Source organism: Serratia sp. NPDC087055, from assembly GCF_044900985.1.
In the GTDB taxonomy this organism is placed as follows: domain Bacteria; phylum Pseudomonadota; class Gammaproteobacteria; order Enterobacterales; family Enterobacteriaceae; genus Serratia.
Genome location: NZ_JBJDOG010000005.1, coordinates 64425 through 77457 on the forward strand (window position 1 = coordinate 64425; position 13033 = coordinate 77457).

At 46.1% G+C, this 13033-nt stretch carries 9 protein-coding genes, 1 other RNA gene and 3 pseudogenes; 5 read left to right on the top strand and 8 right to left on the bottom strand.

The window, feature by feature from the left end; translation table 11 throughout:
• The first annotated feature begins 22 nt into the window (after positions 1-22).
• The 3 genes and pseudogenes from ACI2J2_RS19910 to hsdR form a co-directional block, all read left to right on the top strand.
• Entirely contained in the window at positions 23-2086 is a 2064-nt protein-coding gene (locus ACI2J2_RS19910) for an ATP-dependent nuclease (protein ID WP_404760693.1), read from the top strand.
• Positions 2086-3858: a UvrD-helicase domain-containing protein gene (locus tag ACI2J2_RS19915; RefSeq protein ID WP_404760694.1), complete on the top strand. Its 1773-nt coding sequence runs from the start codon at positions 2086-2088 to the stop codon at positions 3856-3858. Before ACI2J2_RS19910 ends, ACI2J2_RS19915 begins: the two co-directional genes overlap by 1 nt.
• Positions 3859-4034: 176 nt before the next feature.
• A pseudogene (gene hsdR, locus ACI2J2_RS19920) lies at positions 4035-5456 on the top strand (EcoAI/FtnUII family type I restriction enzme subunit R); the annotation flags it as partial.
• Here the strand turns inward: hsdR and ACI2J2_RS19925 are convergent.
• From ACI2J2_RS19925 to smpB, 6 genes and pseudogenes are all read right to left on the bottom strand, one after another.
• Positions 5427-5732 (bottom strand): annotated as a pseudogene (locus tag ACI2J2_RS19925) (integrase arm-type DNA-binding domain-containing protein); the annotation flags it as partial. The pseudogenes hsdR and ACI2J2_RS19925 sit on opposite strands and share 30 nt — an antisense overlap.
• Before the next feature lie 688 nt (positions 5733-6420).
• Positions 6421-6999: a hypothetical protein gene (locus tag ACI2J2_RS19930; protein ID WP_404760695.1), complete on the bottom strand. Its 579-nt coding sequence runs from the start codon at positions 6997-6999 to the stop codon at positions 6421-6423.
• A gap of 86 nt (positions 7000-7085) precedes the next feature.
• Positions 7086-8129 (bottom strand): hypothetical protein, encoded by a 1044-nt coding sequence (locus ACI2J2_RS19935; protein ID WP_404760696.1) that lies wholly within the window; start codon positions 8127-8129, stop codon positions 7086-7088.
• A gap of 149 nt (positions 8130-8278) precedes the next feature.
• Positions 8279-8449 (bottom strand): annotated as a pseudogene (locus tag ACI2J2_RS19940) (integrase arm-type DNA-binding domain-containing protein); the annotation flags it as partial.
• Between the two features lie 192 nt (positions 8450-8641).
• Positions 8642-9005: a transfer-messenger RNA gene (gene ssrA / locus ACI2J2_RS19945) on the bottom strand.
• Positions 9006-9054: 49 nt separating this feature from the next.
• On the bottom strand, positions 9055-9537 hold the full coding sequence (gene smpB, locus ACI2J2_RS19950) for an SsrA-binding protein SmpB (RefSeq protein ID WP_020828274.1): 483 nt from the start codon (positions 9535-9537) through the stop codon (positions 9055-9057).
• A 161-nt stretch (positions 9538-9698) separates the two neighbouring features.
• Here smpB and ACI2J2_RS19955 point away from each other — a divergent pair, with 161 nt between their 5' ends.
• Complete coding sequence (locus ACI2J2_RS19955; protein WP_037422140.1) at positions 9699-10145, top strand: type II toxin-antitoxin system RatA family toxin; 447 nt, start codon at positions 9699-9701, stop codon at positions 10143-10145.
• Positions 10126-10410: an RnfH family protein gene (locus ACI2J2_RS19960; RefSeq protein WP_404760697.1), complete on the top strand. Its 285-nt coding sequence runs from the start codon at positions 10126-10128 to the stop codon at positions 10408-10410. The genes ACI2J2_RS19955 and ACI2J2_RS19960 overlap by 20 nt, the downstream gene beginning before the upstream one ends.
• A gap of 114 nt (positions 10411-10524) precedes the next feature.
• Here the strand turns inward: ACI2J2_RS19960 and bamE are convergent, their stop codons facing one another.
• Together bamE and recN are read right to left on the bottom strand one after the other, a co-directional pair.
• On the bottom strand, positions 10525-10863 hold the full coding sequence (gene bamE / locus ACI2J2_RS19965; protein WP_037422134.1) for an outer membrane protein assembly factor BamE: 339 nt from the start codon (positions 10861-10863) through the stop codon (positions 10525-10527).
• Between the two features lie 483 nt (positions 10864-11346).
• Entirely contained in the window at positions 11347-13008 is a 1662-nt protein-coding gene (recN, locus tag ACI2J2_RS19970) for a DNA repair protein RecN (protein WP_404760698.1), read from the bottom strand.
• Positions 13009-13033: the final 25 nt, after the last annotated feature.

Below are 13033 nucleotides of genomic sequence, written 5' to 3' on the forward strand. Positions count from 1 at the left end.
TAATACGCAGGAAGCAGAGCATATGCTAGTTAAAAATATTGAAATAGAAAATTTCCGGCTTCTAAAAAATGTATCTCTTGGGCTTGAAGAAAAAATTACACTAATCGTCGGTCGTAATAACAGTGGTAAAACTTCAATTGCTGAATTATTTCGTAGACTTTTATCTGATAAAGGCCCTTCGTTCAGGCTTGAAGATTTTTCGCTTGGAAGTCATGAGGGCTTTTGGTCTGCATTTGAGGCACTGCGAGCAGGAGAATCACGTGAGGATATTTATCATCATTTGCCGTCAATTATAATTAAGCTTGATGTGGAGTATGACGTTGAGTCCCCGGACTTAGGGCCAATAAGTGACTGCATAATCGACCTTAACCCTGATTGTAACTTTGTACGCATGGTTCTCACTTTTGGGCCTAACTCGGTAGCCACTGAATCACTTTTTGCTGACCTTACTGTACTTCCTGAGGGAATGAATATTGAGCGTACAGCTCTATTCCGCGCAGTTGAGACGCGTTTACCCCAGTCGTATGAATGCAAGCTTGAGGCTGTTGATCCAAATGATTCAACCAACCGTAAAAATCTTGACCTAAAAACGATTAAGTTTTTGATAAATGGTGGATTTATTAATGCTCAGCGTGGTCTGGATGATGATACTCACCGTGAACGCGATGTACTAGGAAAGATTATTGAAGTTCTTTTTCAATCAGCTTTAACTGATCCGATAGATAGTAATAAACGTACAACTGCGGCACAACTCAAAACGGCTGTTGAGCAGATTCAGACAGAGCTTCATGCTGGCTTCAATGAAAAACTGACCTCCCTATTACCCACATTTGATTTATTCGGATATCCTGGCTTAGCTGATCCTGGGCTTGTAACTGAGACCAGCTTTGATGTCGATAAGTTGCTAAATAATCACACGAAAGTCCGCTATGTCGGTGTTAATGGGATTACTCTGCCTGAGACTTATAATGGGCTCGGAATGCGTAATCTCGTTTATATTTTGCTCCAACTCCTGCGTTTTTTCCGTGAATATCAGGCAACTCCAACCGCTGCGGGAGTGCATCTCATCTTTGTTGAGGAGCCAGAAGCCCATATGCATCCACAGATGCAAGAAGTCTTTATTCGCCAACTGAGCAAAATAACAAAAGCTTTCGAAACACAGCTCAATGAGAACAGACCCTGGCCGGTTCAGTTTGTCATTAGCACCCATTCGCCACATATGGCGAATGAAGCACGTTTTGAGTCAATGCGATATTTTCTTACTCGGGAAGGCAATGATGGTTTCCGACAGTCGGTAGTCAAAGATTTGCGTAAGGGGATGGGGGATGCACCTGTTCCTGAACGTGATTTTTTATATCAATATTTGACTTTGACTAGATGCGACTTGTTCTTTGCAGATAAAGCCGTCTTGATTGAGGGCACTTCTGAACGACTGCTATTACCTGCGATGATTCGTAAAACTGATGCTGCAGCTCCAGGTGAACCACAACTTGGTAGCCAGTATCTGACAGTTATGGAGGTTGGAGGGGCTTACGCACACCGATTTTTTGACCTCTTGTCATTTCTCGAATTACGAACGCTGATAATTACCGATATTGATTCGGTGAAGCGTAATGCAGACAACAAACGCGTTGCAACACCTGTTGCAAATGGTGAATTCACGAGTAACGGCTGCATCAAAGCTTGGTTTTCCAATAATGAAATTACACCGACTCAATTATTAGCTCAGTCTCATGTGGATAAGATTGTTGATAGCCGTCGCCTTGCATATCAGGTACCTGAAATGGATGGTGGGCCATGTGCGCGCAGCTTCGAAGATGCTTTTATCTTAGCTAATTTCGAAAGCTTCGCACTTGGTGACGGTGATCGCGCAACACTTGCTTACGACCATGCTTCTGACCAAAAAAAATCAACTTTTGCATTGACCTATGCAATTGAAAATACCATGTGGAATGTGCCGCGTTATATTTCAGAAGGTTTAAGATGGCTTGCTGAAGGCAATCCAGTTGTAGTGATACCACAAGTTACACCATCAGATATTGTCGCTGCTGTAACTGGGATTGAGATGAGTGGTGAGGGGGCTTAATGACTACTGAAATTCATGAAAGCCCAGCAGATACTGCGGGACGGTTGGCATTAGAACGCATGTTTGATTGCCTTGAACAAGATCGAAGTTTTCGTCTTGAGGCTGGTGCAGGTGCAGGCAAGACATTCTCTTTGGAAAAAGCCCTCCGTTGGCTAATCGATAAACGCGGTAGCGAGTTGATTCGTAAGCGTCAACAAGTTGGCTGCATTACATACACGAATGTTGCTAAAGACGAAATTATCTCGCGAATTAAATCGCACCCAGCAGTATGCCCTGAGACCGTACATGGATTTTGCTGGTCAATCTTGAAAGATTTTCAGGCAATGCTGCGTGAGTTTGTTCCTCTTCTCCCTAGCTGGGCTGAGCGCCTTGAGCAAGTAAATGGCATCGGTGTTCGGCGAGTTCATTATGAATTGGGGTATCCGAGTGTTTCTGACCATCAAGTCTCGATCCGCCATGAAGATGTGTTGGCTTTGATGATTAAAGCAATGGATTTACCAAAATTCCGTACTGTTCTTTGTGCTCGTTACCCAATTTTGTTAATCGACGAATACCAAGATACTGATGCTGCATTTATTACTGCTTTGAAAGATTGGTTCCTGGATCACCCTGAAGGGCCAGTCATTGGTCTTTTTGGTGATCATTGGCAGAAAATTTATGGAGAAGGTTGTGGTTTAGTCGAGCATGCTTCTCTTGTAATCATTGATAAAAATGCCAATTTTCGATCGGTTGATCCGATTGTGCGTGTGTTAAATCGCATGCGTCCAGCTTTACCTCAGATGGTTAGTGATCCTGACGCGCCTGGCGAGGCCCGTGTATTCCATACTAATCAGTGGGTAGGCCAGCGGCGTACTGGGAGAGGTGGTGGTCACTGGACAGGCGATACGACTCCCGAAGCAGCCAAAGCGTACTTTAACTACGTTAAATCTCATCTCATTTCTGATGGCTGGGCCTTTTCGATCGAAAATACTAAAATTCTCATGCTTAGCCACAGTGTGCTGGCCCGCGAACAAGGTTATGCCTCTATTCCAACTATTTACGGTCAATACAACGATCCATGGCTCAAGAAGGAAGATCCGCATATCAAGTTTTTGACCGATCAGCTCGAGCCTGCCTGCTCGGCTTTTGTTGATCGCCGCTATAGTGACATGTTTGAGTCTTTTGGGACCAGCATGCCCCATATTCGCAGGCATCAAGACAAGATCGCTTGGACTGAATCCATGAATTCTTTAATTGAGCTCAGGTTGAGAGGATCAATTGGTGAGGTTGTGGATTTTATCGCGGCACAGCCACACATGCGGTTACCTCGAGCGGTTGAAGAACGTGAGCTTAAGCTGGCGGAGATCGGTGCCGAACCAGTAGATGAAGAACCCCGCCGAGTGACGCAATTACGCAAATTGCGGAATGTTTCCTATACCGAAATTATTGCGCTGGACTGCTTTATTGATGGCAACACCCCATTTGCAACTAAACATGGTGTAAAGGGCGCGGAGTTTGAAAACGTGCTCGTCATTATTGGACGTGGTTGGAATAAATACAACTTCGTACAAATGTTAGAATGGATTGATGCAGGGCCACCGGCGGATAAGGTAGAGTTTTTTGAGAACAACCGTAATCTTTTTTATGTTGCTTGCTCGCGTCCTAAAAGACGTCTTGCGGTTCTATTTACTCAAGAGCTAAGTGCCAACGCTACGGTTAAGCTGACAGAATGGTTTGGTAGAGAAAATATTGTGGCGCTTCCCGCTAATCCAGAGTTGCAAGAGTTGCATTAGCTAGTCTTCTCAATGAGAGGACTATTATCGGTGATCCTGAGATATTTTTTCATCACGATTTTTTCGTGAAGGCACCCGCTGTGTTGGCTTATGGATTAAAACCTAGTTTTAAGTCATGATTTAAAACACCTTTGTAAGTTAATCTGAAGACACTCACCATCGTTGGGAACTCTGCTATGGCTGGCGTTAACAAAACTCATCTGACCGAAACTGACATCATCACAAAATTCATCCTGCCTGCGATTCAAGAGGCGGGTTGGGATGTGATGACGCAGATACGCCAGGAGGTAAAACTCCGCGATGGCAAGGTTGTAGTGCGAGGAAAGCTAGCGGCACGCCTGACGGTGAAGTCTGCTGATATCGTGCTCTACCATAAGCCGGGTTTACCGCTTGCGGTTGTAGAAGCAAAAGCGAATAAGCATGAGATCGGCAAGGGTATGCAGCAAGGGCTGGATTATGCTCGTTTGCTTGATGTGCCTTTTGTGTTTGCTTCCAACGGCGACGGTTTTATTTTTCACGACAAAACCAATCCCTCACAACTCGAATCAGAAATTTCACTTGCCGATTTCCCGACACCACAGCAGCTTTGGGAAAAATATTGCGTCTGGAAAGGATTTACCGCTGAGCAGCTACCGGTCATTAGTCAGGATTATTACGATGACAGCACCGGTAAATCCCCGCGTTATTATCAGCTTCAGGCGATTAACAAAACCATAGCCGCCGTCTCTGCCGGACAAAAGCGGGTACTGCTGGTGATGGCGACCGGTACCGGTAAAACCTACACCGCATTTCAAATCATCTGGCGTTTATGGAAGGCAAAAAATAAGAAACGCATTTTGTTCCTTGCCGACCGCAATATCCTCGTCGACCAATCCAAAAATAATGATTTCCAGCCTTTTGGTACCGCGATGGCAAAAGTCACGGGAAGAAATATCGACCCGGCGTATGAAATTCAGCTGGCGCTTTATCAGGCTATTACCGGGCCGGAAGAACATCAGAAAGCTTATAAACAGGTCGCTCCTGATTTCTTCGATTTGATTGTCATCGACGAATGCCATCGCGGTAGCGCATCGGAAGACAGCGCCTGGCGCGAAATTCTTGATTATTTCAGCAGCGCCACGCAGATCGGCCTGACGGCAACCCCTAAAGAAACTGACGAAGTGTCCAATACCGATTACTTCGGTGAGCCGGTTTATACCTATTCGCTGAAAGAAGGGATCGAAGACGGTTTTCTCGCGCCTTATAAAGTGGTGCGCGTGGATATCGACGTCGATTTGCAAGGCTGGCGTCCTACTATCGGGCAGATGGATAAAAACGGTGAGCTGGTGGATGACCGCATCTATAACCAGAAAGATTTTGACCGCACGCTGGTGATTGATGAACGCACGCAACTGGTGGCACAGACCATCACCGATTATTTAAAACGCACTAATCCGATGGATAAAACCATCGTCTTCTGCAACGACATCGATCATGCAGAACGCATGTGCAGGGCGCTGGTGAATCTGAATCCAGAGCAGGTCGCCAAGAATGAAAAGTATGTGATGAAAATTACCGGTGACGACGATAGCTTCAAGCGAGCTGCGCAGTTGTTCTTGTTGATGCTCCTGAGGATCGATCTGTTTCGTCAGAAGAGAACGAGACTCTGCACGATAGTTTCGGGCATCAGCGAGGGTAACTGACGGGTAGGGGCCAATACTCTTCTTTGCACGTTTCTTGGTGACAGGACGAATGTAGCGAAACTGCCATATTTTGCTGCCGGTGGATTTGATGAGTAGCTCAAGGCCATCGCCATCATAGAGAACGTAGTCCGCTTCCTTGGGTTTGGCGGATTCGATTTCCTTGACGGATAAAGGTTTGGTTTGTCTTGCCATTGCCGGGTTTCCATAGTTTTAGGCACCTCAAAAACAAAAATGCTTTATGAGGTGCCTAACAAGGTGCCTAAAAGGTTCGGATTTAATTAGTTTGCGTCAGACTCAGCAGGACAAATTGCAGGCACAAAAAAGCCCGCAGGGCTTGCGCCGTGCGGGCTCTTTAGACTTAATCGGATGACTCTGGTAATCATCGATTGAAGATTTTGGTGGAGCTGGGGGAATCTGAATAAATTGATTAGTTTATTGTATTTATTGATAAAAATAGAATTCAGACTTGTTGCGTATACCTAAGCGTATACCAATGGATGGAAGTGATACTTGACTCGGTCAAATTACAACCAGTTGATATTCTTGGAAATCAGCGTTGTTTACCCCATGCCTGTTGGATTAGTCCTATGTCGGGTTTAAAGCGCGACATGCGTCGAATGCCAACTACAGGAACATCTAGCTGCTTAAATCGAGCTGTAAAACTAAAGGTGGAGAGATAGCTCTTCTGACTGACATATTCAGGCTTTGAGCCCTTACCGAAGGTTGTCAGCAACAATCTTGCCGCTGAGGGATTAGTTCAGGCCTGAACTGACAGTTTCCGCGGATAGAACACGATCTTATCTGACAGTCGGGCTTTGAGCGAAAAGCTGACATTAACGCTGAATTAATGAACAACCGCAATTGGTAACATTTTTTTGTGCTAGCGTGTCTTAATTAGAAAGTATACAGGCTTATATTGGCTACCATACATCCTGTCAGGTTGAGTTTCTTTTGCATATCGAAAAAAATCTTCAAAAGACTCTAAATTGAAAATAGCACTTTTCCTTACAAGAGTTAGAATGTCTTCTTTTTCTAGCAAATATCCATTTTTTTTCAGCTTACTTATTGGATTTAAATACTCATTATAGTTAGCTTGGCCAAGATTTATCCATGCGTGAGTATTACAACTCGATAAATCCCATATATTTACAGCTATAGGGCAACCAGCTATTACTGGAACTCCTTTTTCCTTGCCTGCTTTATTGAAATCTTCTAGTTCCGTATTAATGGTAACATATACTTCACAATCACCAGGTTCATTAATTTTCGGTCTGCGAGGAAACATTACTAGCACATGAAACTGGTCATCTTTATGAAGATGTTTTGAGATATTACTAAGCTCTCTAGATATCCACGGAAACACTGGAGCAATATGATTATACTGTTCCAGTAAAATCGTCTTTAATGCTGGTACTAAATAGTACTCAGCGCTGTGTTCACTAATGTAACTAGTCGCCATACATCTCCTTGCACACTAAGGTTCCACTCATCGGTGTTTCAGGATTGAAGCAAGTGAAATTTCCGAGAGCAGTTGCTTGTTAATTTTTACACACCGACATATCTTTTTGTTTTAAAATACATTTTACCCAATGGAGTATCCCATAAATCTATATGATACCCCAAACTAAGAGACTCGATATCAATCACTTGCTGCCGATCTTGAGGACTTATTTTGTAACCGATGTCAGACAAATATTGATACATCAATTGCATTCCTTCTTGAGATGTTCTTGCATTTTTAAAGAAATAAGCATCTTTTATACTCTTACCATCTCCAATTGGAATAGCTTTTTTTACAGCGAAGATACCACCTAGTGTCGCCTTTCGCATCATGCATAATTCAACATAATGTTCTAATTGCCATGTTACAGTTGGATTTATGATTTTTTTAACATTTAAATGTCCAAGAACCGAACAAATAATATTTAGCATGTTTTCAACATTTTTGTCCTCTAGCCTTCTAGCAGCAATTATTCCATTACCAAGATCGCCTGAAGAAACTAAAAGATTGCTACCGTAATTGGGGTGTACAAACTCGCATAAGTAATCATATACTTCGAGTGCATCTGTAATCTCAGCACTAAGTGATTTGATTGCCTCATTTACATGGATTGCTTTAGCACCATCTTCCGCATACGATTTACCTTGCCCTGCGTAAGTGCGTTGTAAAATTTTTTCGCACTTCCCTATAATTTCACTTATCTTTTCCAGCACACCCTGATCTTTTAAACTTTCAAGAAAATTTTCAATTGAATTTATACAGTAATGATACACAGCCATTTGTTCGATAATTGCTCTTGTATTATTGGCAAGCGTGAGAGGATTACTCGTCTCGATACTACTCAGGATCCCCTTAGCTAGAAGGTAAATTTTGTAGTCAAACAACTCGATTAAATAAAAAGTATTTTTTGATATTATATAAAGCCGCTCGGATATTACATTCAAAGGTGGGGTAAGTTTTTTAAACTGAAGTTTTAATCGCTTAGTCTGCGCACCAAACCTCTTATCGTGATCTCTCAGACTATCATTATTTTCAATATCTTCAATGAAACTCTTCAGAAGATCCTCTGCTGTTTCAATTATTTTCATCGCAAATACTCAGCTCTATTGCCTAAGCAATACAATCGATTAGGTCATTAAGGCAAGTCGATCATTAATCCGCCTACCTCCCTATTTTTTACGTATATCAACTTAACGTTGATATGCCTATATTTCAACAAGTTCCTCTGAAATCGATACATAGTCCGTGAACTGGTGCCGGGGCGGAGGTAGCGGAAGCGCCACAATTTCTTGCCGGTGGTTTTGACTAACAGGAACAGGCCGTCACCGTCGTGTAGGGTGAGGTCTTTCTCGATTGCTTTGGCTTTTTGTACTTCGGTATGTGTGAGGGGGCGTGTAGTCCGCGCCATGTAAGGATTCTTCCATAATTGGTATACGTTTATGGCATACATTTTAACGTATACCTAAACGTATACCAATAAATCCCGGATTTAGCTGGATGTTCTCGGACTACTACAGATACAAAAAAGCCCGCAAACCTAGGTGGGATGCGGGCTTTTCGTACTTCTCCGGACTTATCTGGTAATACCCGGATCATCATTTGGTGGAGCTGGGGGGATTTGAACCCCCGTCCGAAATTACTACACCGTCGGCACTACATGCTTAGTCCAATCTTTACATTCGCCGGTCAGCTGCGGATGGACACGCCACTAACAAACTAGCCTGATTGGATTTAACGCTTCAGCCCCAGGCAGGACATCTGCGCGATCTCTTTTGGGTTTGACCTCTCTTGATCCCCGTCCTAAGAGCGGAGGCTAGGGAGAGAGGGCTCTGAGCAGGGTATTAAGCTGCTAGTGCGTAGTTTTCGTCGTTTGCGACTATTTTTTTGCGGCTTTTTACGAGGCCAACCGCCCCTCGGCATGCTCCTAGGGCTTCGCAAATCCCGTCGAATCCAGAATCAGCCCCAAGTAACTTTGTGCAGTATACCAGAAGTTTAGCCCGTTAAGCCAGAGGCTTATCGGTTTGCGTGCTTCATGATACGGGCTTTCGCCGTCTGCCATTCACGATCTTTGATGTCATCGCGCTTATCGTGTTCTTTCTTGCCTTTGGCTACGCCGATTTTGACTTTGACCCAGGCATTTTTCCAATACATGGACAAGGCAACCACGGTATAACCTTCGCGGTTAACACGGCCGAATAATGAATCCAGCTCGCGTTTGTTCAACAGCAGTTTACGGGTACGCGTCGGATCGCAAACCACATGCGACGAAGCCACGCTAAGCGGCGTGATAGTGGCGCCAAACAGATAGGCTTCACCATCGCGGAATGTTACGTAGCTGTCGCTGAGGTTGGCTTTGCCGGCACGCAGCGATTTTACTTCCCACCCTTGCAGGGACAGGCCCGCTTCGATTTCTTCTTCAATGAAGTATTCGAAACGCGCTCGCTTGTTTTGCGCAATGGTGGCAGAACCGGGTTTGTGTGCTTTTTTCTTTGTCATAGTGTGTTCATTATACTGGATGCGCCAGCGAAAGAAATCCTTTACCGCTCAGCACCTGCGCAATTTTTCGCATTTTTGGCCCCTTCGTTGCATAGCAGATTTTTTGTTTGCTGATAGATAAATGATATGATTTGTATGTTTTGTGTCTCACAGGAAATGATATGCCCCAGATCAGTCGGTCTGCGTTGGTGCCGTTCAGCGCCGAGCAGATGTATCAGTTGGTAAACGATGTTCACTCTTATCCCGATTTTCTGCCTGGTTGTACCGGTAGCCGGGTGATTGACGCGTCCAACAATGAAATGACCGCCGCAGTGGATGTTGCCAAAGCCGGTATCAGCAAAACGTTTACTACGCGTAATACGCTGCTGGATAACCAGAGCATCAATATGCAACTGGTGGATGGTCCCTTCCGTAAGCTGATGGGGGGCTGGCATTTTACGCCGCTCAGCCCGGAAGCCTGCAAGGTTGAGCTGCACCTCGATTTCGAATTTACCAACAAGCTGATCGAGTTGGCATTCGGAAAGGTGTTTAAAGAGCTGGCCGGCAATATGGTGCAAGCATTCACCCAGCGGGCAAAAGAGGTTTACAGTGTCAGATATACGGGTTGAGGTGGTTTACGCCCTGCCGGAACGCCAATATCTGCGCAATGTCACGCTGGCAGAAGGCAGCAGCGTTGAACAGGCGATAATTGCCTCTGGGCTGCTTGAACTGCGTAGTGACATTGACCTGCAAAGTAACAAGGTGGGCATCTATAGCCGACCAGCCAAGTTGGGTGATGTGCTCAACGATGGCGACCGGGTGGAGATTTACCGCCCCTTGATTGCCGATCCTAAAGAACTGCGCCGCCAACGGGCAGAAAAGGCAAAAAAATAAGGCGCTGAATGCGCCTTATTTTTTATCAGAATGTTATCTTCCGAGTTGCAGCCTGTGACTGTCATGAAGAACGTGACGCATCCCTCATGGGCCGGACGATAATTCCCCCGCTGATTATTTGGTCAACGCAGGTTTGTTCTGAATATCGGTCAACACGCCAGCGCTGTTGAAGGTCAACGTCAGGGTCTGCTGAGTGATATCTTCATGGCCTGGTTGCTGACGGAACACATAGAACCATGTCTGAGTACCGAACGGGTCCTGCAGCATTGGGGTACCCAATGTGTAAGCGACCTGTTGCTGGGTCATACCTTTCTGAATTTTAGCTACGTCGGTTGACGTCAGGTAGTTCCCTTGGTTGATGTCAGGCCGGTAAACCACCTTCTCAAAAGTAGAACAGCCTGCAGTCAGCATCACAAGAACTACAGCGGCGGCAGTCAGCGTTTTACAGCGCATAGTAATCACATTCCTTTAGGGCATAGGTTGCCGATGATAATAGACCTTGGTGCTGTTGGAAACCCTTATACCCTTCATCTTTCAAGTTGTCGCTGTGTTGGCTGCCCTCGTTCACCCCAGTCACTTAGTTAACTAAGCTCCCGGGGATTCCCTTGGTTGCCGCCTTGCTACAACGTGAAATCTATTGGGTATACCCGTGATCCTTCAAGTTGTCGCGGTGTTGGCTACCCTCGTTTATCCCAGCCACTGAGGTGACTAAGCTTCCTGGGATTCCCTTGGTTGCCGCCTTGCTACAACGTGAAATCTATTGGGTATACCCGTGATCCTTCAAATTGTCGCGGTGTTGGCTACCCTCGTTGACCTCAGTCACTGAGGGTGACTAAGTTCCCGGAGGGGCTTAATTGTGACGTTGCTACAATTTGAGGTCTGTCGGGCAAACAGCGCCAAAGTCAGACCTCAATAAAGTAAAAAAGTTGAGCTTTTTTATGCAGCAAGCAGTTCTTTTGCATTTGCCAGCGTGTTCCGGGTGACTTCACTGCCACCAAGAAGGCGTGCCAATTCCTGTAAACGGGCTCGTTTATCCAATGGCGACATCTGTGTTTCGGTTTCTGTGCCGTCGGTCTGCTTGCTGACAAATAGGTGCTGATGACCGCAGCCTGCGACTTGCGGCAGGTGAGTGACGCACATCACCTGCGTGGATTCGCCTAACTGGCGAAGCAGGCGGCCAACAATGGCGGCGGTTGGGCCACTGATACCGACGTCCACTTCGTCGAAAATCAGTGCCGGCGTTTCCATTTTGCGCGCCGTGATAACTTGGATCGCCAATGCGATACGGGATAATTCGCCACCAGAGGCTACTTTCGCTAATGCCTGTAGCGGTTGGCCTGGGTTGGTGGACACACAAAACTCGGTGCGCGTTGCACCTTCCGCACTCAAATATTGCGGCTCAAAGCGCACATCAATATTGAATTTACCGTGCGGCATAGAGAGCGCCTGCATGCTGTCAGTAATCAACGTGGTCAGTTCGGCGGCATAATGCTGGCGCTTTTGGTGCAATTGCTCTGCCAACAGCAGGGCGTGCTGATGGTGCTGCGTGACTGCTTCGTTCAGGTGTTCGTGATCGTTTTCTTGCTGTGATAGCCGTTGTTGCTCATCCAGCATCTGTTGGTGCAATTGAGGCAGCTCTTCTGGTGCCACGTGATGCTTACGTGACAGATTAATTTGCCGTGACAGGCGTTGCTCCAGTTCTTGCAGGCGGTTCGGATCCAAATCCATGCGATCGGCATAATGGCGCAGTTCATCACTGGCCTCACTGATTTGGATTGAAGCCTCTTCCAGCATGTCCAGCAGACCGCTTAGCTTTTCATCCATCCCGATCAACTCAACCAGCAAATGTTTGGCGGTATAAAGCTGGCTCAGCATGTTGTTTTCTTCGTCATCGGCCAGTAATTGCAGCGTTTGCTGGCTGATCGTCAACAACTGGCCGCTATTGGCCAGGCGTTTGAACTCAGAATCGATTTGTTCAAATTCGCCCGCCTGCGGTGCAAACTCGTTCAGCTCTTTTAATTGGTATTGCAGCAGCTGTTTACGTGCATCACGCTCGATGGATTGTTGCTGATGGTGAGCCAGTTCTCGGCAGCTTTGGTGCCACCGCTGATAAGCCTGCTGCATCTGGATCAGCAGAGCAGGTTCGTCGGCATAGGCGTCGAGCAGTTGTTTTTGATGCTCGGGCTTGAGCAGTAATTGGTGAGCATGCTGGCCGTGGATTTGAATCAAACGCTGACCGAGTTCGCGCAGTTGCGAAAGGGGGACGGCAGTGCCATTGATAAAACCGCGTGAGCGGCCATCTGCATTGATCACCCGGCGCAGCAGGCACTCATTACTGTCGTCTAATTGATTTTGCTCTAGCCATTGGCGGGCAGACGGGGTGTCTGCCAGCGAAAAGCGAGCACAGATATCGGCACGGGCGGCTCCCAAGCGAACGACGTTACCGTCGGCACGGTTACCGAGGCATAGCCCCAGCGCGTCGATGGCGATCGATTTACCGGCGCCGGTTTCACCGGTAATCGCAGTCATACCCGGTTGAAAATCTATTTCCAACTCACGAACGATAGCAAAATTGCTGATGGTCAATTGCGCCAGCATGGGAACCTTCCTGTGTATAAACACA

What these genes read in the sequence shown, in the direction of transcription:
- ACI2J2_RS19930 (WP_404760695.1), bottom strand. Translation starts at nt 6,999, where the DNA reads ATGGCGACTAGTTACATTAGTGAACACAGCGCTGAGTACTATTTAGTA.
- ACI2J2_RS19935 (WP_404760696.1), bottom strand. Translation starts at nt 8,129, where the DNA reads ATGAAAATAATTGAAACAGCAGAGGATCTTCTGAAGAGTTTCATTGAA.
- ACI2J2_RS19955 (WP_037422140.1), top strand. Translation starts at nt 9,699, where the DNA reads ATGCCCCAGATCAGTCGGTCTGCGTTGGTGCCGTTCAGCGCCGAGCAG.
- smpB (WP_020828274.1), bottom strand. Translation starts at nt 9,537, where the DNA reads ATGACAAAGAAAAAAGCACACAAACCCGGTTCTGCCACCATTGCGCAA.
- ACI2J2_RS19915 (WP_404760694.1), top strand. Translation starts at nt 2,086, where the DNA reads ATGACTACTGAAATTCATGAAAGCCCAGCAGATACTGCGGGACGGTTG.
- recN (WP_404760698.1), bottom strand. Translation starts at nt 13,008, where the DNA reads ATGCTGGCGCAATTGACCATCAGCAATTTTGCTATCGTTCGTGAGTTG.
- bamE (WP_037422134.1), bottom strand. Translation starts at nt 10,863, where the DNA reads ATGCGCTGTAAAACGCTGACTGCCGCCGCTGTAGTTCTTGTGATGCTG.
- ACI2J2_RS19910 (WP_404760693.1), top strand. Translation starts at nt 23, where the DNA reads ATGCTAGTTAAAAATATTGAAATAGAAAATTTCCGGCTTCTAAAAAAT.